General features: G+C 42.8%; 23 protein-coding genes and 1 pseudogene. 19 read left to right on the forward strand and 5 right to left on the reverse strand.

Annotated elements, in window-relative coordinates; genetic code table 11:
- The first annotated feature begins 37 nt into the window (after positions 1 to 37).
- A complete protein-coding gene (locus AB4Y93_RS03055) occupies positions 38 to 676 on the forward strand; it encodes a class I SAM-dependent methyltransferase (protein WP_441888816.1) in 639 nt (212 codons plus the stop codon).
- A 60-nt stretch (positions 677 to 736) separates the two neighbouring features.
- On the opposite strand, the gene AB4Y93_RS03060 is transcribed toward AB4Y93_RS03055, so the two are convergent.
- Positions 737 to 1,651: an NAD-dependent epimerase/dehydratase family protein gene (locus AB4Y93_RS03060; protein WP_441888818.1), complete on the reverse strand. Its 915-nt coding sequence runs from the start codon at positions 1,649 to 1,651 to the stop codon at positions 737 to 739.
- A 449-nt stretch (positions 1,652 to 2,100) separates the two neighbouring features.
- Between AB4Y93_RS03060 and AB4Y93_RS03065 the strand changes: the two genes are divergently transcribed.
- Complete coding sequence (locus tag AB4Y93_RS03065) at positions 2,101 to 2,391, forward strand: hypothetical protein (RefSeq protein WP_441888819.1); 291 nt, start codon at positions 2,101 to 2,103, stop codon at positions 2,389 to 2,391.
- Between the two features lie 588 nt (positions 2,392 to 2,979).
- Here AB4Y93_RS03065 and AB4Y93_RS03070 read toward each other — a convergent pair.
- On the reverse strand, positions 2,980 to 3,438 hold the full coding sequence (locus AB4Y93_RS03070; RefSeq protein WP_441888821.1) for a hypothetical protein: 459 nt from the start codon (positions 3,436 to 3,438) through the stop codon (positions 2,980 to 2,982).
- Between the two features lie 664 nt (positions 3,439 to 4,102).
- Here AB4Y93_RS03070 and AB4Y93_RS03075 point away from each other — a divergent pair.
- The 11 genes and pseudogenes from AB4Y93_RS03075 to AB4Y93_RS03125 all read left to right on the forward strand — a co-directional run bounded on the left by AB4Y93_RS03075 (position 4,103) and on the right by AB4Y93_RS03125 (position 14,695).
- Positions 4,103 to 5,289, forward strand: a pseudogene (locus tag AB4Y93_RS03075) (IS110 family transposase).
- A gap of 460 nt (positions 5,290 to 5,749) precedes the next feature.
- A complete protein-coding gene (locus AB4Y93_RS03080; protein WP_441888823.1) occupies positions 5,750 to 6,019 on the forward strand; it encodes a hypothetical protein in 270 nt (89 codons plus the stop codon).
- A gap of 974 nt (positions 6,020 to 6,993) precedes the next feature.
- Positions 6,994 to 7,590 carry a hypothetical protein gene (locus tag AB4Y93_RS03085; RefSeq protein ID WP_441888825.1) on the forward strand — a complete coding sequence of 199 codons (597 nt, stop codon included), beginning with the start codon at positions 6,994 to 6,996 and terminating at the stop codon, positions 7,588 to 7,590.
- Between the two features lie 184 nt (positions 7,591 to 7,774).
- Positions 7,775 to 8,167 (forward strand): FixH family protein, encoded by a 393-nt coding sequence (locus tag AB4Y93_RS03090; protein WP_441888827.1) that lies wholly within the window; start codon positions 7,775 to 7,777, stop codon positions 8,165 to 8,167.
- A gap of 40 nt (positions 8,168 to 8,207) precedes the next feature.
- The gene (locus AB4Y93_RS03095) at positions 8,208 to 9,590 is read left to right on the forward strand and encodes a PepSY-associated TM helix domain-containing protein (protein WP_441888829.1); all 1,383 of its coding nucleotides are present in this window, start codon (positions 8,208 to 8,210) and stop codon (positions 9,588 to 9,590) included.
- Between the two features lie 304 nt (positions 9,591 to 9,894).
- Complete coding sequence (locus AB4Y93_RS03100; RefSeq protein ID WP_441888831.1) at positions 9,895 to 10,278, forward strand: hypothetical protein; 384 nt, start codon at positions 9,895 to 9,897, stop codon at positions 10,276 to 10,278.
- Entirely contained in the window at positions 10,275 to 11,618 is a 1,344-nt protein-coding gene (locus AB4Y93_RS03105; RefSeq protein WP_441888833.1) for a right-handed parallel beta-helix repeat-containing protein, read from the forward strand. The genes AB4Y93_RS03100 and AB4Y93_RS03105 overlap by 4 nt, the downstream gene beginning before the upstream one ends.
- Complete coding sequence (locus tag AB4Y93_RS03110) at positions 11,615 to 12,181, forward strand: nitrous oxide reductase accessory protein NosL (protein ID WP_441888835.1); 567 nt, start codon at positions 11,615 to 11,617, stop codon at positions 12,179 to 12,181. The genes AB4Y93_RS03105 and AB4Y93_RS03110 overlap by 4 nt, the downstream gene beginning before the upstream one ends.
- Positions 12,181 to 12,999, forward strand: coding sequence for an ABC transporter permease (locus AB4Y93_RS03115; protein WP_441888837.1), 819 nt, complete (start codon positions 12,181 to 12,183; stop codon positions 12,997 to 12,999). The genes AB4Y93_RS03110 and AB4Y93_RS03115 overlap by 1 nt, the downstream gene beginning before the upstream one ends.
- On the forward strand, positions 12,992 to 13,708 hold the full coding sequence (locus AB4Y93_RS03120) for an ABC transporter ATP-binding protein (RefSeq protein WP_441888839.1): 717 nt from the start codon (positions 12,992 to 12,994) through the stop codon (positions 13,706 to 13,708). The genes AB4Y93_RS03115 and AB4Y93_RS03120 overlap by 8 nt, the downstream gene beginning before the upstream one ends.
- A gap of 168 nt (positions 13,709 to 13,876) precedes the next feature.
- Complete coding sequence (locus tag AB4Y93_RS03125; protein ID WP_441888841.1) at positions 13,877 to 14,695, forward strand: sensor histidine kinase; 819 nt, start codon at positions 13,877 to 13,879, stop codon at positions 14,693 to 14,695.
- A 237-nt stretch (positions 14,696 to 14,932) separates the two neighbouring features.
- Here AB4Y93_RS03125 and AB4Y93_RS03130 read toward each other — a convergent pair whose 3' ends face one another.
- A complete protein-coding gene (locus AB4Y93_RS03130; protein WP_441888843.1) occupies positions 14,933 to 15,643 on the reverse strand; it encodes a response regulator transcription factor in 711 nt (236 codons plus the stop codon).
- Positions 15,644 to 15,954: 311 nt separating this feature from the next.
- Here AB4Y93_RS03130 and AB4Y93_RS03135 point away from each other — a divergent pair, with 311 nt between their 5' ends.
- The 5 genes from AB4Y93_RS03135 (at position 15,955) to AB4Y93_RS03155 (ending at position 19,529) form a co-directional block, all read left to right on the forward strand.
- A complete protein-coding gene (locus tag AB4Y93_RS03135) occupies positions 15,955 to 16,596 on the forward strand; it encodes a response regulator (protein WP_441888845.1) in 642 nt (213 codons plus the stop codon).
- A gap of 13 nt (positions 16,597 to 16,609) precedes the next feature.
- On the forward strand, positions 16,610 to 16,936 hold the full coding sequence (locus tag AB4Y93_RS03140) for a c-type cytochrome (RefSeq protein WP_441888847.1): 327 nt from the start codon (positions 16,610 to 16,612) through the stop codon (positions 16,934 to 16,936).
- A 595-nt stretch (positions 16,937 to 17,531) separates the two neighbouring features.
- Positions 17,532 to 17,834, forward strand: coding sequence for a putative quinol monooxygenase (locus tag AB4Y93_RS03145; RefSeq protein ID WP_441888849.1), 303 nt, complete (start codon positions 17,532 to 17,534; stop codon positions 17,832 to 17,834).
- Between the two features lie 244 nt (positions 17,835 to 18,078).
- Positions 18,079 to 19,089, forward strand: coding sequence for a zinc-binding dehydrogenase (locus AB4Y93_RS03150; RefSeq protein WP_441888851.1), 1,011 nt, complete (start codon positions 18,079 to 18,081; stop codon positions 19,087 to 19,089).
- Positions 19,090 to 19,112: 23 nt separating this feature from the next.
- Positions 19,113 to 19,529: a MerR family transcriptional regulator gene (locus AB4Y93_RS03155; RefSeq protein ID WP_441888853.1), complete on the forward strand. Its 417-nt coding sequence runs from the start codon at positions 19,113 to 19,115 to the stop codon at positions 19,527 to 19,529.
- Positions 19,530 to 19,759: 230 nt separating this feature from the next.
- On the opposite strand, the gene AB4Y93_RS03160 is transcribed toward AB4Y93_RS03155, so the two are convergent.
- Positions 19,760 to 20,188 (reverse strand): hypothetical protein, encoded by a 429-nt coding sequence (locus AB4Y93_RS03160; RefSeq protein ID WP_441888855.1) that lies wholly within the window; start codon positions 20,186 to 20,188, stop codon positions 19,760 to 19,762.
- A 703-nt stretch (positions 20,189 to 20,891) separates the two neighbouring features.
- Positions 20,892 to 21,083: a hypothetical protein gene (locus AB4Y93_RS03165; RefSeq protein WP_441888856.1), complete on the reverse strand. Its 192-nt coding sequence runs from the start codon at positions 21,081 to 21,083 to the stop codon at positions 20,892 to 20,894.
- Positions 21,084 to 21,232: 149 nt separating this feature from the next.
- Here AB4Y93_RS03165 and AB4Y93_RS03170 point away from each other — a divergent pair, with 149 nt between their 5' ends.
- A complete protein-coding gene (locus AB4Y93_RS03170; protein WP_441888858.1) occupies positions 21,233 to 22,147 on the forward strand; it encodes a hypothetical protein in 915 nt (304 codons plus the stop codon).
- Positions 22,148 to 22,242: the final 95 nt, after the last annotated feature.

Raw genomic sequence — 22,242 nt, forward strand, 5'->3', positions numbered from 1 at the left:
GAACAGATTTGATTTTATAGTTACTGGAGTCGATAAAATGGATGACGAAATTGCGAAGATGGAACGCATGTATGCAACGTCAGTAGACGATGCCATGCCGGATCATTACTTTCGCTATCAATATGCGGTACACTTTATCCGCCCTGGTGATATTTTGCTCGATGCAGCCTGCGGTTCAGGTTTTGGAACGCATTATATGGCCGCCCATTCTGCTTGTACATTAGCTGTCGGGGTGGATAAGTCTGAGCACGGATTAGATTGGGCGGTTCATCACTTCTTCTCCCACAAAACCGTTTATTGTCAAACTGATTTATCGGGTTCCTTTCACGAGGAACTCCCGCTGCCAAGCTATGATGTCATTATCTGTTTTGAGACGGTCGAACATATGAAGGATGACCAGTCATTTATCCGGAAATTGTATCAATGCTTGAATAAAGGCGGGGTGCTGCTTATTTCGGCACCTAACGAGAACGTTATTCCTCATTTAAAGAACCCCTACTTTTTGCATGGCGTAAACCCTCATCATTATCGTCACTATCGTCCTGAAGAGTTACGCAGCCTGCTTGTCAAGCATGGCTTTCATATCCAGCAGGCCGTAACGCAAGACAACGAAACGTACGAGATTGTGCCCGGGAGGGACGATGGATTTACAATCATTTATGTGGCCACCAAGTGAAAAAAATGATGGAGAAAGCTAATATGCCACTGGCTGCAGTGACGATATTAGCTTTTCTTGTTATTTCATTGGCACATGCTGATAGGTTTGAGATAGCCCTTCAAACAAACTGCATGCAGGCCGCCAGCCTAATCGTTGACTGGCTTTTGTATTGTCCAGACAGCTGTCCATAATATCGCTAGGCCGTTCCGGGCCATAAGTAATTTCGACCTTTTGACCGTGGATAAGCTTTATTATTTGAATCAAATTGTTAATGGATGTGCGCAGTCCTGTGCTGATATTGATCGTTTCCTGGTCACCCTGGTGAATAACTGCCAAGTTCGCTTGGACAACATCCTGCACATAGATGAAATCCCTGGTCTGATTGCCGCTGCCATTAACGTGAAGAGGAAGGCCTTGTTTTAATTTGTTCATAAAAATAGAAACGACGCCACCTTCCCCTGAAGCGTTTTGCCGAGGGCCGTACACGTTGCTGTAGCGTAATATCGTATAGGGAAGACCGTACATTTTGTGGAACAGCCGGATATAGTTTTCTCCAGTAAGTTTGGACAATCCATAATAGGAGATGGGGGCTGTATTGGCATCCTCCAAATTCCTTTCTTTATTGGCATCGCCATAAACTGCGGAGGTAGAAGAAAAAACAAGCTTGCCGACTTCAGCCTGCTGGCATGCCATCATCAGGCGAATCGTTCCGAGAATATTAACCGACGAATCAAAAGCAGGATCAGCTACCGAACGCTGGACATCGACCTGCGCTGCCATATGAAATACAATATCCGGTTTGACTTGCTTAATGATTTGCAAAGCCGCATCGCTATTAATATCTAGTTCATGCAGAACTGCGACAGGATGGACGTTGTGTTTGAAGCCTGTTGATAGATTATCAATGACATGGACAACGGCACCGCTTTGAACTAGCGCATCTGTCAGGTGGGAACCAATAAAGCCTGCGCCTCCAGTAACTAAAGCTTTCATTATTCAACTCCTCAATTTGACGATATGCTTCATAGTACGTGCAAACTTCGAGTTGGAATAATGTATATATCTCAAGGGCATTAGCCAATTTTAAATTGGAGGGATTTTGGTTAAATAAGGTGAGGAAGCCACAGATAGAAGGAAAAAACAATCATATGCCCTGTCTACGGGCGCCCGCTCTCCCATGCCTACAAGGTTATTAATAATCTCTTTGGCCGTAGAGTCGGCATTCTCGCCTCAGACCTCGGAAGTAATACGCGATCTATGCGATATCCCGAACGACGGCGACTTCTCGAGCGGTATAATCTAATGACTTCTTCGGCGGTTGTGCATCTGGAAGCATCTAGGATTTGTCCTTACTGCTGTAAGTTTGTAAAACTAATGGCGTTGATCACGTTTATGTTATTTCACAAAATAATAAATCATAATATTCTAATGAGGTGATCGGTATGGATGTGAGTGATAAAACTTATCGTGCATATGGAGAAGGTATTGGAAATGAACAAACACTTATAGGAAAATTGTTGCGACATAATAGACTTAACCAGCAATATCTAGTAGACATAAGTAAAGTGAATAAGAATACGATTAGTAAGCTTTGTACAGATATAGAATTCACGCCTACAAATAAATTAATGAGTAGGATAATTGGTTCTTTAAGACAACAAAATCATGATGTCAGTGTTGTTGATTTCTGGAATTATGATCCCTTAAATGCTTTTGATTTGTCTTTTGGATAATGGAATAACTCAAGAATACCTTTCTACAAAGTTAACTAAAAATGGGTTGAACTATACGGAATTCGCAGATCTCTGCGGGTTAAGTACAGGTACAATAAAAAATATATGTAATGATAGTAGTTATCTCCCTAGTGGAGTAAGTATAAAAAAAATAATGACTGCTGCTAAGAATATTGACCCAAATGTAAATATTAGTACATTTTGGGATATTTAATATTTTTAAAACGAAGATTTATGGTAATCGGATTCGCATATTTATTCTAAAAATGGATTTAACGCAAGAAAAAAAGGCAACCAATTGTTAGACACGGCTAATAATTGCAAGTCAGTTTAGTTCTTTAATCAGCTGATTAATTGCTAAAAAAACGGATAAATGGATGCGAAGACGAATCCGCATGGTTTATTGGAAATAATAGAAATGGGTGAGGACGAAGTTTGAAAGGTTAAAGTCTAAAAAGACCCTTGTAAGGCCCCGTTACAAAGGTCAGAAGACAAATCAGCAATTGCCTAGAACATTGGGCCAAGAGGATAAAGAATAGGCGGTTGGTTATCTAGATCAAGCCAACCAACCGCCTATTTAGTGCCTAATTACAAATAGACCGTTCCGTCAAGATGCACGGGACCGGTTATGGTAACGGCATTTTGGCCGACATGTTCTACGGTCAGAGAATATTGCTGAAATGTACCAACTAGACCAACTGTTGCATTTTCCGTGTGCTGGAAGGCTGTCGTAAAATCAAGCGTTACCCAAGGGCCCTCATCTCTTGTTCCAATAAAAGCAGAATCTGTTGTCTGGTAAACAATAAGAGCAGGAGCAGCGGTTCCGCCTCTCCGGATGCGAAAGAGCAGCTTTGGAACAATTGTGAGAAGTAGCAGCTGTGCTTCCCAGCCAATTGTTGCTTTTATTTCAATCCGGTTGTTGATGTTGTTGACTTGGAGAAAGACTGAAGTCAATAGATATTCTGCACCCGGAGAGATTAAAAACGGAAGCGAACCCGTTCCTGCAGCAACATCTTGATATTGGTGATCTACAATATTAACAGACATACTATCACCTCCTTTCAAAACGGGCCAATTAAGTAATTGTACCGATTCCAGCTGTTTCAGTAGACAGATAATAGGACTTATATAATCCGGCCATTTACGGTCCGGGGGATTCCACATGATAAAAGGTGTGATAGGGATTGATAGCCATTTGAGATACTTTGGGGGATATAACCTTAGCGCAATGGGGAGATGTCGGTTAAGCAAGGTTTTTGTATCAGTAGGAATGGAAATTGGAGGGAACCATTTCTTTTTTTGTTTTCATACATTAGATTCATAGATTCAGTACTATGCAATGTACAGATATACTATGAACTATGGTAAATATTGCGGATAAAGTGTTACTGTAGGGAAATGGAACAGTATTGTCGGACGACAAGAACATCTGTACAACAGAAGTCGCATAAACTGCGGCTTTTTTATTTTTGTATAGAAGTTCTTGTCGTGAGCTCAAGACAAGAACTTCTATACAATGCCGTATTAGGACAAGAACTTCTATACAGCCCTGTAATCCCCAGAAATGAGAACTTTATTAAGCTAACGGGCAGCATTCCTATAATGAAGGAATACGAGGTTAGAGAAACAAAAAGACTCCTTGGAATGATGTATGAGGGTCCCAGATGCTCGCCAGCGACCGGATCCAAATACAAACCAAGGAGACTACAAAATGAATTCTACTCAAAATGAACGTATTAATCAAATTACTTCTTCTACCTTAATTGTCGGTGTAGACATCGCTAAATTCAAACATGTCGCTCGAGCACATGCGGAGTCGAGTTCGGGAAGTCAATTACGTTTGAGAACGACCGTGAAGGCTTCGAAATGTTCGTTAGCTGGTTAGAAAGCTTGCGACGGAGAAAGGGTTCCAAGACGTCATCGTTGGCATGGAACCGACCGGTCACTACTGGCTGAACCTGGCCCATTTTTTAAGAGAACAGCATGTTACGTGCGCTGCTCGTCAAAGACGGTAGATATGCCTTACCAAACCTTCCCCAGGGCATCTATGCCGAACTAAGGGAAGCGATGAAAATTCGCGATCATCTGTCGACTGACCTGCGCGTGGTGCAAGGCCGCGTTCATAACTGGTTGGATCGGTACTTTCCAGAGTTTCTCACGGTATTTAAGGACTGGGAATGCAAGTCAGCACGCCAAATGCTCAGTCTTTGTTTGTTGCCGCATGAGCTGGTTTCTGAGTCTGAGGAAGCCTTGCTGAGTCACCTCAGAAAGGTTGCCAAGCGAGGTCTCGGCATCGAACGTATGAGAAGTCTGAAAGCAGCGGCAAGCCGTTCTGTTGGTATACGAGAAGGGACCGCACTAGCAAAACTAGAGCTTCAACTGTTGTTAACGCAGTACGAGTTGCTTGAGAGTAAGTTTGAAGAGCTTGAGGCAAGGCTAGATGAGCTCTTGGAGCAAATCCCCCATGTGAAGCAATTACTGGACATAAAAGGCATTGGCCGGGACAGTATAGCCGGTTTCCTCGCTGAAGTTGGCGACATTACGCATTACCGGCATCCGAAACAAATCATTAAACTCGCCGGTTTGAACCTAAAAGAAAACACGTCCGGTAAACACAAGGGACAAACGAAGATCACGAAGCGAGGTCGTAAGCGACTACGAGCGCTGCTATTTCGCGTCATGATGCCACTGGTGGCTAAGAACTGTGCGTTTAAGGCATTGCATCAATACTATACCAAACGGCCAGATAATCCCTTAAAAAAGATGCAGTCGCTCATTGCGCTATGCAACAAGCTGATTCGAATTCTCTTTGGGGTCTTGAAGAAGGGGCATCAGTTCAGTGAAGAAAAGATGTTGCAGGATATCCCAAGGTACACGGCAGTGTCGTTAGCAGCTTAGATTCAATGTTTTCATAGAAGTCGAACATCAATAAAAGGTACAGACAATTGAAGCACGGATGAGTCGGAACAGAACTAACATACGGACGAAGATCCTGTCGGGCAGCATATCCGGCCTCCACCTCATGGACAGGTTGAATGAAGGAATGTGGGAGCGAAGACTCTGTGAGACATGGGAGGGTTGACCGCCATGAGCCTTAGTGGAGATCCAAAGGTGCGACCATATATATCCAGAATGTCCACTTTTTAAAGTGAGTGGTCTGGGTGGATGTATTTTTGCACTTTCTTCGCCCCATATTTTACATCTTCTACAACATTATTCCATTCAACGGTTGTCTGGCACGAAAGAAAAACGTTCAAAACCTACGAAAACAAGCGAATTTAAGAGAAAAACGATTCTCCATAGAGAGAGCATTCCTATAATGAAGAAATACGAAGTATAAAGAACAATCGACTCCTTGGTGGATGAGGCAGGTAGCGAGAGCCGAATCCGGCTTGCAGCTGAATGGGATATTGAGCTGCTGGAACAGGCGGCAGAGGGACATATCCTGATGGAGGAAGCCGTCTACGCGCACGACGAAGGTTTCGGGTTGGAACTGCTTGATCATAATCCGGATCCCGCGCCGGAGGAGATTTGTGATGACGGTGTCTGCAAGACGAACGGTACGCTTTCGTCTCTTCCGCGCCGACTTCAAATTGGGCGACACGCAATTGGGATTCGGATAGCGTAACGGTTAATAAAATCAATGGCATGTATTAAGGGCCTCACAAATAAAGCATGGAGGATCGAGTTCCTTTCCCAGAAGGGCTCAACCACACCGTCAACCGGCCCGTTGAAGACCGGGAGAACAGTGATTTTTACGACTCGGGTATGCCTATCCGCTAAAGGCTATCAGTCAGCTTGGACAGTATAACTAAAGGGAAGTAAGTGCAGTGAGCGGTAACAAAATTATTAACGAAAAAAATTGACTATTTCAGAAAAATACTTGGTTCTCAAATGAAGATATCAGATGTTGAGAATAGGCCAGTAATGCATCAAATTTTAAATCGTTACACAACAGAATTGCGTATTAATTATTTTCATCAGTGGTTAGCAATTGCTATAGAGGGAGCTAACAAGTTATTGCTCCTAAATGGAAACAGATTGATAAAATGATTGAGAAGAGTTTGCAACCGATTATTCCGATGTCGGACGACAAGAATATCATACAATCGAAGTCTTTTTTATTTTTATGTATAGAAGTTTTTGTCGTTTGCTCAAGACAAGAACTTCTATACATAGCCGGTGGCAATAATGTAACGAGTTAATATGCTCCCTCGGAGAACTTTACTTCAATATCAACAGTGCAGCAGCCGGTCATAACGACCGGCTGTTTTTCTGAATTAAGAGTAGATAAGTGGATTGGAATCCAAAAATAGAATAGAACCATTCGAAACATTAGTTCCAAACCGGCTGCAGATCAGGAATCAACTGCCGGTTTTATTCTTCTGCAGGGAACATTGTGTACGACATCTTACCGAGATAGCGCATCAATGTTAAACGTATATAATAATGCATCACTTAGCGAAGTAATAGCAGTCGATCACTAGGATCGGCCCTATTACATGTAACCCTTTAGAGCCATTCTAGAAGAAATCGATGAACAATATAATGATTCAGTGACAAACTGATAAGGATAATGTGACTGTAAGGAGCCGTGTATGGATGATGATGAAATCATTGTTGAGTAAAGGGTTAACAGGAATAGTGGTCTGCATCATGATGATCCATGCGCTGCCTGCATCTGCGCATGATCATGGAGATACAGCAGCAACTAGTTCCTCTGGGTTGTCTTCTTTCACCATTATTACGGGAATATCCTCCATTGTTTTTGTGTTATTGGTAATTATAGCTTTTCTAATTCAAGCCCGTAAAAATGGAGCGCAGGTAAGTAAAATGTTGGGCATGATGGCAGCAATGACGATCGCTATGAGTTCAAGTCTTGTTATCGGAACGGTAGTGGGGATATTAATGAACCAGATGTTTTATTCGACAGTTATAGGAGTAATCTTTGGAATGCTTGCAGGTTATATTTCTGGATTTAGTTACAGTATGCTTGCTTCAATGGACGGTATGCTGTCTGGTGTGATGGGCGGAATGATGGGGGCTATGCTTGGTGTTATGGTTTTTCAAGAATATCCTGCCCAGACAATTATCTTCATGGATGTTATCCTAATCATTTGTATGAGTTTGCTTTACAAAGTATTAGAGCAGGAACTACTTACAGCAAGAGATAATTCAATACCATTGACAGAAGATTAAACCGCTCTCAAGCGGTTTTTTTAGTAAGGTATCTGTTCAAATTTTGGACATGGCTATCATTATTTATAGCTCTTTCTAGTCATGTGTTACAGATTGTCCGCATGATAGACTGTTCACAGAATAGAAGCGAGGGGTTAACTTAAATGATTCATGCAGAAATGATTAGCCAATGGTATACATGACGATGAAGAGTAAGTGGATTAACCTATACGCAATAGCAGTCATCGCTATTTTTATCATTATGTTGGCAGGCTGCGGTTCAAAGCTGTCATCTAGTCCGTTCTTGGATGGTCTGACAGTCTCCATTGAAGACACTCCAAACAGCGGCGACAAAACCGCCCATAAATACAGTCTGGTGATTAAAGATGAAGCAGGCAACCTGATAGATGTCGACCGTGTTCGAATCAATCTTTCGATGTCAATGAACGGTATGAATCATAAGATGAAAGAGCAAATGGAGAGAACCGGATTAGGAGAATACCATACCAAAGTTCTTCTTCCAATGAACGGTGACTGGAAAGCAATTGTTTCTCTGAAGAAAGACAATCATGAGAGAAAGATTAGCCTCCAGCTCTAATCGGCCAAATAGAGAAAAATAAAATAGGGGAGTTGTCCATATGGAAATTGCAACGAAAGAACACAGCCCACCGGTAAAGCAACCGATACGTCGAGGATTGTACGCTAGAATATGGCGTTGGCACTTCTATGCCGGCATTATATTCATGCCATTTCTTATCGTCCTGGCTATTACCGGCGGGGCATACCTATTCAAAGATCAAATAGACGATGCGATGTATCATAAGTTTTATCACATTAAAGCAGAACAAACCGCTCTGATTTCTCCTTCCTATCAACTTGAAACCGTAAAGAAGGCGTATCCAGACGCTTTACTAACCTCGTATAAGCCATCTTTAGCCAATGACCGTACAGCCGAGGTCGGCATATTTGGTGCCGAAGGCGATCGTACCGTTTTTGTAAATCCCTATGACGGTTCAATTGTAGGGATCATGGATCCATCAAAGACCTTTACCCAACGTATTAGAGATCTTCATGGCAGCCTGATGGCCGGTGACAATTCCATCGGCGACAAGATAATTGAATTATCCGCTTGTTGGGCGATCGTGTTAATTGTAACAGGTCTCTATTTATGGTGGCCGAGAGGCGCGAGTAAAATATGGGGAGTACTGCTTCCGCGGTTCCGTAAAGGCCGGAAAACCACAATTCGAGATCTCCACGCGGTGCCGATGTTTTGGCTAAGCATTGTGATCATCATGCTTGTTATCACAGGGCTTCCTTGGTCCGGCTTTACCGGGAAATACATAGACAAGGCGGCTACATCCTTTAATAGTAACTACCCGGAAGGCGTTTTTTGGGGTGGGCCCGAATCAACGATTCCAACCAGGGACATCATGCAGGTACCTTGGGCTGCCGAGAGCTTGCCTGTTCCGCGTTCAAGCAAGAGTGGCGTACCAGCGCTGCCTATTGAGAATATACTCGCAATTGCCGAGAAGGAAAAAATCGTTGATGGTTATAGCGTTGCGCTTCCGAAAGACGACAAAGGAGTCTATACGATCTCTGTATGGCCAAAAAATGTCTATGATGAAGCTACGCTTCATGTCGACCAGTATACCGGAGATGTGCTTTCATCATTACGATACAGTGACTATGGCATTATGGCGAAATGGATAGAGATCGGGATCTCATTGCATGAGGGCAAATACTTTGGAGTTGCAAATCTGATTATTTGCTTGCTTGCATGTATTGCGATTGCGGGTTCCTCGATACTTGGTGTATTCATGTGGTGGCGCCGTCGTCCAAATGGTTCCGGAATAGGAGCGCCAACAAAGCCGGTAAATCATAAACTGCAAAGCGGAGTGGCTGTCATTGTCATCGTGTTGGCAGTTTTAATTCCGCCAGTAGGTGTCACATTCCTAGCTGCGCTAATCCTGGATTGGATTATCATACAACGAATTCCAAAACTTCGTGCGTGGTTAAATTAATCTAATAACCTAATACATTAGTTTTAAACAACAAACCGGCAGCAGATCAAAAAATCCGCTGCCGGTTTGTTGTTTAAGCAAAGGGAGGTAGCTCACCAGCTGTTTGGTACATTAAAAAAAGCGCAGATATGGCCGATTTATGTTAGAGAAAGGATCTTTGGGGTGTTATGACTCTAAAGGGCTGCTTTGAATAGAAAATTGATGAAAATTTGTTAAAAAGGCAACCGCGTATAGCCCGTTCGAGCCATTTGTTTACAGAAGTGCATTTGTTACAATGAGTGCAAAATCAGAAGGAGGTGAAATTGTGCGGACCAGATTTATAATAATGACTACTTTTTTTGTAGTGTTGTTCATTTTGTCGGGATGCTCAACAGCTGCTCCTGCTCCGGAAGATATTGATCCAGCCTCAATTGAAGCTTTTTTATCAACAGATCCGGATATCCCTGATGCGGGCAAGCCAACCAAGCTTCAAGCTACATTTACCGGAAGTAATTTAACGGATGCAACCACCATGGTTTTCGAATTCCGTCATAACGAGAAGTCTGAGTTTGTTGATGGCACGTTTAAAGGAAAGAATGCTTATGCAGGCAATTACAGCTTCCAAGCATCTGGAACGTACGAGATATTCTTGCATTTGTACAATGGGGAATATCACATTACAAAGAAGGCGGAAGTAATAGTGCCATGAGAACAGGTATCCGATTTACCGCCGCATTTGTTGTAGCTACATTGCTTTGCATCTTCTGTGCTATGACAGTGTCAGCTGAAGAACATCCGCTTGTTCCCCTACAGCCATTGATTGACAAGGCACAGCCAGGAGACACCTTAACACTTCCAGCAGGGCACTATAGCGGACCAATAAAGATAACGAAATCAATTACACTGACAAGTAAGGCAAAATCTAAAGCTGTGATTGTAAATGAGGGAAAGTCTCCGGCAATTCAAATTGTATCTGATAATGTCGAGTTATCCGGTATTGAGATTATAGATACAACCATAAAGGACAATCCGACTATTTATATAAAAGGCAATGGTGCGGAGCTTCATCAAGTATACATAGCTACAGGTTCGTATGGGGTTAAAATGACAGATTCGAGAGGGGCCTCAATTACGGACTCGGTTATTAAGTGGGAAGGCAACCTGCCAAACGGGAAAATTAAGCTGTCCGATAAAGGCAACGGCGTGGATTTGTATAACGCTAATAATAACGTGTTCCAAGGGAATCTGATTGTCGGCATGCATGACGGTATCTACTTGGAAAATAGCGATAACAATCGGGTTGAGGACAATCATTTCGAAGAGATGCGTTACGGCGTCCATTGCATGTACACGAAAAATACCGTCATCCGGAATAACATCGGGGATATGAATATCACAGGTGCAATGATCATGGAGGCTGACAATACCGAAGTAATCGGAAACGTATTCACGAAACAGAGCGAAAATGTCAATTCTCAAGGAATATTGTTATTCGAAGCTCACAACAGCCGTATTAGCGGAAACAAGATAGAAGGCAACAGGGTAGGCTTATACTTGGAGCAATCAACCGGCAATGTATTTGAGAATAATGAGGTATCGGGCAATTTTATCGGTCTACAGCTGCTGGATGCAAAAACAAACCGAATTGCCGGAAACAAGTTTATTGCTAATGTTGCTAATGCCCAAGCCAGAAATAGTGCCGGTAACAATATAAGCGGAAACTATTGGGATAACTTTCAAGGAATTGATTCAAACGGTGATGGAAGGAGTGATATTGCCTACTCCATTAATCCCTTGTTTCAAAACTTAGTGAAAATCCGTCCGGGATTTCAATTGCTGTTCCAGTCACCAGGAATGATATTTCTCGAAGAGCTGTTCCAATCGGAGAGAAACACATGGACAACAGATATCTCTCCTCTCATGCAACCTGAGAGGATACAAAAAGCATCCATTAACAAATGGTCTACCGCAGTACCGGGGTTCATCGGGGCGGCATTGCTGCTTATCGTAATGACTTTTTACCTAAAAATGGGGGTTAAAAGAAAATGATAAAACGTATTCAATTATTTGTTCTGGTATCGATTGTTGTATTATTGATGAGCGCGTGCGGGGGGACCAAATATAAGCCTGTTGCCATTAACGAAGAGACGGACAAGTGCGCAATCTGTAACATGTCAATCAAGGATGACCCTTATGCGACTCAAATTGTCACGGTAGATGGACAATCTTTAAAGTTTGACGATATCGGATGTATGCATGAGTGGGAAGAGAAGAATGGATCAGATTCGATAGGTGCCAAATTTGTAAGAGACCAGAATACGGGGGATTGGCTGAAGTATGATAAAGCATATTATGCCTACGATTCTACGTTCAAAACGCCAATGGCATACGGAATCATAGCCTTTGAATCCAAGGATAAAGCGGAGAACTATATTAGTGAGCAAGGAAAAGGAAAATTAATGACGGCATCGGAACTAGCTACTCATACATGGGAAGTAAACCGTGACATGATGGATATGGAATCGATGGAAATGCATAATGAAGAAATGCATCAAACAGATGAGAATGAGTCCATGGACATGAACGGCAATAAAGAAGGAAATCATTCTTAATGTCTATCTATCATATTGCTGTTAGGGATGTGAAAAGCGGTTTACGTAATCCCTGGTCCTACTCATTTATGGCTATCTTTGCTCTATTTATGATCGGTCTTCTCATGATCAACGCACAGGGTTATTTGCAGGGGTATTCCGGTATTACCGGAACGATGATTAATCTTATTCTATATTTGCTACCATTAATGTCTCTTCTGCTGGGTTCTTTCTCTCTGTCAGCAGAAAAAGAAGAAGGCAGCTGGGAACTGCTTTCTTCTTATCCTATATCTACTTGGACGTATATACTTGGCAAATATATCGGATTATCCGTTGTGTTACTGCTCATTGTAGCAACCGGCTTCGGATTGGCAGGGATTTCTGGACTTTTCACTGCAGGCGGATTTGCCCTCAAGGCATATGCTATTTTGCTTGTGTTTTCTTGTTGCCTTGCCTTATTTTTTCTTGCTATCGCCATGATTGCAGGGTCAATTGCAAAAAACCGCTGGCAAGCGTTAACCTATGGTGTAGCTGTCTGGTTTTTTGCCATTATTGGATGGGCGCCTATCATGATTGCTTTTTTGGGATTTTTACAATACCCGTTAATTAAACCGATGGTTACGACTTTGACCTTTTTGAACCCCGCTGAATTATCGCGATTGTTTACGGTTGTGAAACTAGGGGGAGGAGCAATCCTTGGCCCGGAATATTACGATTGGGTAAAATGGATTCGGCGTTCAGAAGGAACCTATTCCTTCATTGGTGTAGCGATTGTATGGATCGGCATCTCGATTACGACTGCCTGTTACCTTTGGGAAAGGGGGAGAACACGTGTCTGACTCCGTATTGACTATCAGTAAGGTGAAGAAAAAACTAAAGAAGCAGGTCATTATTGAGAATTTGAATCTTAAGGCTGCACAAGGTGAAATTATCGCTCTATTAGGCGGAAACGGAGCCGGCAAAAGTACGATTCTCAAAATGGCAGCCGGTATATGGCAGCCTGATGCAGGTCATATTTTAGTGAAAAACGTATCATGGCGTAAGAATCGTAAGCAGTATGCCAGCCTGATTGGTTACATGCCAGATAATTTTCATTTCAGCCCCGGATTAACAGCAATTGAAACAATGTCATTCTGGAGCTCATTAAAAGGTTTGCCGGCACAGAGAGCAAGAGTAGTGTTAGAGCAAGTTGGTTTGTCAGACACTGGAACCAAATCTGTCTCATCGTTCTCCAAAGGCATGCGGCAGAGGATGATGCTCGCTCAAGCATTACTGGCTAATCCGCCAATTGTACTGATGGATGAACCAACTAACGGACTTGATCCTTATTGGGTAGATACTTTTGTTAATATTGTTAAGCAAACAGCGAAGAATGGACAAACCGTAATCTTTTCTACACATCAATTAACGGTTGCCGAAGCTCTTTCCGACCGTATTTTATTTTTACGTAACGGACAAATTGAATTAGACGGAAACGCAAGACAAATCAGAGACCAGCTGGGAAGCAGCCATGGGCTGCAGGATGCTTTGTCGGGCTGGTTTGGGTAGTTAAAGAGCTCTAAGTCGCGTGTAAACGCGACTTTTTTCTATATGGTGACAAATAAATGAAATATGCGCGGCTAGCTCTATAGAGTCATGTCAGATACGTAGAAAATAGGGACAATAGGTATGTAGTTGATTAACTTTTCTTATTTTATCAAGGAGGACAAAATATAAATGTATAAGCAAATAAAGTGGCTGATCCTAATTATCCCTACGCTTACGATTTGGGTCTGGGAATATGTTCGTCATGAATACTTATTATCCTATATTTCAATGGATGCAGGAAATTGGCTGTCACCTTTAATTGTATTTTTGATAACTTTGCTCTTTATAACACGACTTTTCGTCATTTTAGAAAGAATTCAAGAAGAGCTTCATCAATCGAGATTGCTCCAGGCTGCTTTACAGGAACGTGAGAACTTGGCCAGAGAATTACATGATGGAATTGCTCAATCATTGTTTTTGTTATCTGTAAAACTTGATCATCAGAATTTAGGCGACGTACAAGATGAACAACTACAATCTATAAAAAAAACAGTTCAAGAAGTAAATAATTATGTACGCCAGTCAATCTCTACTTTAAAACATCCGCCCGAAACCATCTCCATTCTGGGTAAAGATTCAATACACCGTATTATTCATGATATTGATTGGGATCCATCTATGAAAATTGAATACAAGTGGCCTATTGCAGAAATAGATCTTTCAGCGAAAGAACAAAAGGGCCTTAGCGAGTTTATAAGAGAAGGCCTTCACAATATCCGAAAGCATGCCATTGAAGCGAATCATATTCGCATTAATTTAGAAGCACTAGAGGCGGGCTGGAAATGCTTTATTTCAGATAATGGGCAAGGTTTTATTGGAAATCCTTTTCTAAAGGAAGGAAGCTATGGTTTAAAGTTTCTTAAGCAACGTTCATTGGAATTGGGATGGGATATGGATTTAAGAAGAGATTCAGGCCGAACTACACTAGTGGTGTGGCATACAAAGTAATTGAAAGCTGCGAAAGGGCTGCCCAAGTTCATCTGACTTGTTAGGGCAGCCCTTTACTCAATAAAATATCTACTCTTGTTGCATTTGTTTATTTGCTTCGGCTAACTTGTCTTGAATTTCATTATCCTCTCGTACAAGCTTAGCACCGTTTAACATGATATAGGCGCCACCGCATAGAAATAGCCCTCCCAAGATAAACCAATACAGCATTTCGATTGCTCCTCTCCCTAGATGATATTACATCGGGTCTCGTAGAATATAGCCGATTCCCCATATGGTTTGAATCATGTTACGTGAAACTGTAGACGCATTGGACAATTTATCTCGAATTCTTTTTATATGTGTATCTATCGTACGGTAATTATTGGGCTGCTCCTGCTTCCAAACCACATGGAAAAGATGCTCTTTCGTTAGTACAACATTAGGATTACAAGCCATGTATAAGAGCAATTCATATTCCTTCAGCGAAAAATGAACAGGTTTCTGATCCGCAAGAATTCTATGCGCAGAACGCTCAATAATCAGATGTGAGAGCTTAATAAATTCCTTATTTCTTAGCTTTGAATCATCAGATCTCCTAACCGTGTAGCGTCTTATAATCACTTGGATGCGTAGGATCATCTCTGTGAAACTGAACGGTTTGAGTACACAGTCATCAGCGCCAGCTTGAAAACTCTTCAGCATCTGATGCTCGTTATCAGTGATCATGATGACCGGTACATCATTATCCTTCTTGATCTTAGAGCAAAGAGCGATTCCATTCTCGTAAGGAATTACTGCATCCAATACAACGAGACTATAGTCGAATTGTCGTGCTTTAAGTAGCGAGGACTTACCATCATAAGCTTGGATAACAATGCAGCCTTCCATCTCAAGATTAGACTTCAACAGCATTTGAATACGTTTATCACGAGCAATAATGAGAATTTTCGTTCCGAAATTCAACAAATATATAATCACTTCCTTGTCCTTGCGTACCCTACATATTCATTATGCGAAACGAATCAATAAACAAGAATAACTCAATGGGGCTAGATAGATGGAGGGATGTTACAGACTTTTGAACAATAGAGGAACACCATATGCTTTAACTGAACAATCCATAAGATTCAAATTATATTCAAACAATCGGGACTTCTTTAGCTCTATCGAGTCATGTGAAGACCTTCAGATTCGGGCAAAATGAAAGGTATATAAGTCGGAATAAGAAGGGTCGTTCGGAAATATCAGAAGATTAGAGGGGAGGTACATTAATAACAATGAAGCAGCCAATACGTGTACTAATTGTAGATGATCATAGGCATGCCCGTGAGGGAATGAAGGTCATTCTAAGTTCAAATCCCATCTTTGAGTTAGTTGGAGAGGCGGAGAACGGAGTGGAAGCTATTCAACTCACAGACATATGGATGCCGGATTTAATTCTAATGGATATCAATATGAAAGGTATGGATGGGCTAGAAGCTACGAAGGAAATTAAGACTCGATTTCCCTATGTTAAAATTGTAATGGTTACGGTATCAGATGATATCACTCATTTATTCGAAGCACTAAAAAAAGGGGCGCAGGGCTATTTGCTTAAAAATTTAAATCCAGGAGCCTGGCATGAGTATTTGAAAGCAGTCATTTTTGACGAAGCACCGTTATCCAAAGAACTAGCGCTGCGTATTCTGCAAGAATTCTCCCACAAGGATACTCCTAGAGTATTCAGTGATCCATTAACACCAAGAGAACAAGAAATATTACGCTGGGTTGCTCGTGGGTCCTCTAATCGTGAAATAGCAGACAATTTAAGTATTTCTGAACATACCGTTAAAAATCATTTGAAGAATATATTGCAAAAACTGCAGATGGATAATCGCGTTCAATTAGCAAGGTATGCTTACGAACAAGGCTATAAATAGTTGGGGGACATTTATGATTACGAAATCTATTCGAGCCATAGCACTTTTGGTTATTGCAAGTACAATAACTGGTTGCAGCAGCGTTTCAGAGCAAGAGCAAAACGCTGTAAGCGGAACTAGTGACGCAGAAACGATCTATAAACAAAAATGTGTATCCTGCCATGCAATCGATCTTCAAGGTAGAGTTGGCCCTAACTTACAAAAGGTTGGTGCAAAATATACACAAGAGGAGCTTTTAGGTATCATGAGTAAAGGTAAAGGCGGAATGCCTTCCTTTGAAAAACGATTAAGCGAGGAACAAATAGATGCACTAGCTGTCTGGTTAGCTTCTAAAAGATAATAATTGTTATTATTTCAAACAGGCAGCCATTCGTGGCTGCCTGTTTGAAATTTCCCCTTTGATGTTGCCAAGGCATTCTCAATTTAGTTATAAAAAAACTAAACAATAAAGAGAGTAATAAAAAACAAAGCTGAGAGCAAGTGATTGATTGTGACACAATCCATATTACATGTCGGGTGACAAGAACATGGTAACATTAGAGTCGCATAAACTGCGGCTTTTTTGTTTTATGTTATCAGGTTCTTGTCAAAATGAAATGACAAGAACTTGATAACATTCCCGATGGTTATCCTACAAGGAGTGTCGGAGGACAAGAACATACATACAATCGGAGTCGCTTATATTGCGGCTTTTTATTTTATGTATAGAAGTTCTTGTCATTTGCCCAAGACAAGAACTTCTATACATAGCCGTATTAGGACAAGAACTTCTATACAACGCCGGTTGCTAATAATGTACAACGAGTTATTGAGCTAACGGGCAGATTAGTTAAATGCGTGTCAATCCATTTTATGGTAATATGGTTGAGCAGAGGACATGTTGCAGGAAGATATATTAGTACGCTCGTTAAAACACAAATATGGAGGTAATGGTAATGGGCAAATTCGGTATGTGCGGTAAACTGAAAGCACAAGAGGGACAAGGGGAAGCATTGGCTAAAGTCCTGCTGGAAGCAGCTGATTCCATGCAAACAGTCGCTGGCTGCGAATTGTACGTAGTAAGCATCTCGAATACAGACCCGGATACAATCTGGGTCACAGAGATATGGAAAGACGAGGCGTCACATGCAGCATCTCTGACACTTGAGTCCACGAAGACTCTTATCCAACGAGGAAGACCATTGATTTCCAGTATGGAGGGAGACAAGCTGCAAGTATTAGGTGGAAAAGGGCTTTGATTGTGGAAAATGAAAGTTATACGAATTATGCATGTAGTTGAATCAGGGTCTCAAGAAAGATTGATTCCCACAATCTGGAGATATGAAATTATTCTATCCTGCCAAGGTTGCTTAATTTGTAATAACGATAGGTACTATTCAATGGTTAACGGGAGACGTTAGTTATTTTGTTTTTCTCCATTGACTTAAAGTTAACTTTAAACATTACAATGAGAAGCATCACTCAATCAGGGGAGAGATGCTTATGTTTCGTTCGCATTGGGTCGTCAAACAGTTCGGAGGTCCGCAGGCGATGGAATGGGTTAAGGAGCCGCTTCGCCCCCCGTTCGCGCAAGAGCTGCGGATCAAGATTCAAGCTGCCGGTGTTGCACTCGGCGATGTGTTGAGACGGGCGGGGAAATATCCGGTTTCCTTAACGCTTCCCTTTACACCAGGATACGATGCAGTAGGAATCGTCGAAGAAGCAGGAGCGGAAATGAAGCACTTCCATCCGGGGCAAAAAGTGGGCGTCTTCTTCAACGGCGCCGGCGGTTATTCCACGCATGTATATGCCAAAGCCGATGAGGTGTTCCCGATTCCCGAAGGTCTAAATCCCTTACTTGCGGCAGCGGTCATTCTGAATTACGTATCTGCATACCAATTGCTTCACCGCCTGGCACGCGCAACCGAGGGCGATCGATTATTGATTCACGGGGCAAGTGGTGGCGTTGGCACGGCTCTGTTGGAGCTTGGCAAGCTCGCCGGACTTCAGATGTACGGCACCGCCTCCAAGGCCAAACATGCAGTTGTCACGTCGTATGGGGCCTTCCCTATCGATTATCGCAGTCAGGACTTTGTTAAAGTACTAAGGGAACAAGCGCCAGAGGGCATGGACATCGTGCTCGATCCTATCGGCGGCGACAACTATCGCAGATCCTTGCAAACCTTAAGTGCCAATGGCCGATTCATCAGTTACGGCTATACCTCCATCCTTCAGGAGGGTGAGGCGGAAGACTGGGCGGCTGAATGGAAGTGGCTGGCCGAACAGCAGGCTACCGAGAACGGTAATCCCATTTTGCTTTACAGTATTACGGGGATGAAACGGGAACAGCCCGATTGGTTCTGGGAGGATGCGGCGGCAGTACTTGATATGTTGGCGCGAGGAAAAATTAAGCCACTAGTTTCCCAGATCCTTCCTATAGAGGATGCAATCCAGGCGCACGAAATATTGGAGACTTCCAGGGTCGCAGGTAAAATTGTATTGGTCAATGAATAAACGTATAGAAAGGATGCACTTGGATGTACGCGATCGGCGAAGTATCCCGAATGACTGGCATATCCGCTTCAACACTGCGCTATTACGAATCGATCAGCCTGCTACCCGAACCGCAGCGCGCGGCCGGAAGTCAGGCAAGGCGCTATACAGATTCGGATTTGAAAATTATCGCGTTTATAGACGGGCTAAAAAAAACCGGCATGAGGCTCGAGGATATCGCATTGTTCGCACAGGATGGCTGTCTTTTGATGCGGCAGGAACAGCCCGATACTTTGACCGCTCAAATTTTAAGCAAACGCGTGGATCTGCTGATGAAGCATATCAACCAATTGCAAGAGCAAATTGCGCATTTGCAATCCGTAAAGAGCATCGCAGCCGAACGGCGAGCAATTTATGCCGATATGCTAGAAGATCGAAAGGCCGCAATGGGCCGAGAGTGAACCTTCGCCTCACAGTGACCTTATTGCGCGGATACTCCGGAGCCTCAGACACAGTTTTTCCGCTGCAAAATAGCCGTCAGTTTCTCGTGGCTTCTTTCCCTTTCACCTAGCAGATTGAGCTAACTGGGAACGATAGTTCAATCACACAGCCTACCGGGATCCGGCAGGCTGTTAAACTAAAGGTTATAATCCCGGTAACAACCCTGTGCGGAACACTGACTGCCGGATTACTAGGATCCAAATTGTCCGCTGGTAGATGATCCGCGAATCATGCTGATCAGTGCACTTAAGTCATCCTCCACCGAAAACTCGCGAATGATCGTTGTCGGCAATCCATCCTCCATGCGCCAGACGAAGTTATAGAGAGCGGGCTTTCCTTCCTTTACTCGACGCAGAACGACCGATCCGTGATTATCATACACGGTCGTGGCCATGTACTGCACATCTTCAGTCGTTCCGAGCGTCGTCCCACCCCCATTCTTCAAGCGGCGAAAGGTCAGCATGAACTGTTCCTTCGTAATCGTGACGGTTTGCCCGATCTTGTCAGTCCTAATGTTAACGAAATCAGGTGCATAGATCGCATCCAGCCTATCCAAATCCAATAGAGTCCCCGCTTGAAAATAGCCATCCATTGCTTCGATTAATGATGTGTTCTCCATGTGCATCTCTCCTTGAGTTCGATTTAATTAATAATAGCTTAGAGCGTTTTTGTAAACTGAAGATAAACGGAAAACAAAGAAGGCCAACGGATTGTTTTGAATTAACGCACCAGGAAGCTGACGCGCGGCATCGTCAAAGACCGGTTGACAAACTCACCTTAGCATCCGCATGATATTAAACTGCGGCTGCAGGACGGCCAAATCGGCGCGTAACGTCCTCCGGAGCAATCATTGAAACGCCTTGAACGACGCTGACGAACTGTGAACGGGAGACATTAGTTATTTTGTTTTTTCTCCTTGACTTAAAGCTATTTCGGAAAAGCTTTGAAATTTAACTGAACATACACTACGGCAACTAATCTTTAATGAATCAGCTATCTGGTACCGACTGCTGAACGGCCATGCGTCACTTGACGAGCCGTTCGTGCAGGACATTACGGCTCATATTATTATGCGAGGCTGCTGGATATGCTTATCGCCTGGCGGAGGATGCTACCGACATGACAGGCAGTGAGTGGAAGGTTCGTCCGCTTCGTCTGATACTGTTGGATCAGGATGAACGGCACATATATCGTCGCTTCCAACCTCCGTCTAACTTCAAAAGGCACCTATCGGTGCCTTCGATTTTGCTGTATAGACGATACGATGAACCGTATCACAAGTAGCGTTGTAATTTGCCATGAGGGTGCTCCTGTGACTGCGATTAGTCTGCTACTTTCTTCGCACGAAGCCACATTTCACCGTAGAATGTACCGTCTTCAACTGCTTTGACGAAGGTTGAGTTACCAGGCCCAACGTATTTGTAGTCCGGGATTTCTTGGATCAGGCCACCGAACACTTTGCCTGTGATTTCGTCAGCAAGGCGGTCATGGTCAGCGCCAGTGCCAGGCACCACAATGTAGTCCCCGGCGAGGAAGTCCAGGAGGGACCGCGTCTTCCGTATCGTAGGCACCCATCACGCCGAAGCCGCGCCACGCCTTGCCGCCAAGGACGTAGTTGATTTGATATTCCTGTCCGTCAGCGAGGGCGAGAAGTTCAGCCAGCTTGCCGTTTTCAGTGATTTCCGCTTTTTTCGCTGCCGTTTTTAGATGGTACTTTACACTCTGGGACATTTCGAGCTATGAACACGAGATTGAAGGAAAAAATCAATACCGTCAGCAAAATGATAAAGATTATTTTCTGGAATTTATTAAAGCAGAGAAACTAGATGACGGATCTGTTGGAGAAGGTCCATGGTTTTTAGACCTCTTGCGACTAAGAGTATTAGGTCAATGGGATACTCAATACACAACTGAGGAACATCGAGCCAGAGTAATTGAGTACCTTAATCACTGGGGCTATGATGTAGATGAGGATGGTAAGACCACAGCTCCGTTTCTTCCGCGAAATCCTGGATTGTTAATTCAGGGATTGTATCTTACAAAGAAGCAGCGAACCACCAATAAGATATTCATCAATATAGAGCCAATTTATACAGCTTGTATGTTTGCTCGTTTCGCTTTAGATATTATTACTTCTTCAGGAGCACGGATAATTGAATTACTACAAATCAGTTATGACAAGGAATGTTGTGTAATAACGGTCGATAAGAGTGCCACACCAGCTAGGAAGAATTACATTTTTCGTCTTACACCAAAGGGACGTGAAGAGGCTGAGAATTATTACATGCCTGAAGATGTTTTTAAGTTTATGACTGAAATTGTGAAGATGCTAAAAGATTCATACGGAAATGATCGGATTCCTGATGTCGAGTTCGATGTAGAGAGCCGGAAACACCTTCTTAGCGCAAAAAAATACATTTTTCAGTATCAGTCCAGGCACATCAATGTTTTTACTATTAATGCAATATTAAGATTTCTACTACACGGGATCATCATTCAAACAGCTGAAGGTAATCAGGTAATCGTAAAAATCACACTTACTTCGCCATGCCTTTGCTACGCATGCAGTACAAAGTGAGAAGCTACCACTGGATATCGTCAAGTCTCTCTTACATCAGAAGGATGTTGAGGTAACTGCATATTACTCTGCACCTACATCTCAGCAGATCTCAG

The sequence above is a fragment of the Paenibacillus sp. YAF4_2 genome (assembly GCF_052113225.1).
GTDB lineage: Bacteria > Bacillota > Bacilli > Paenibacillales > Paenibacillaceae > Pristimantibacillus.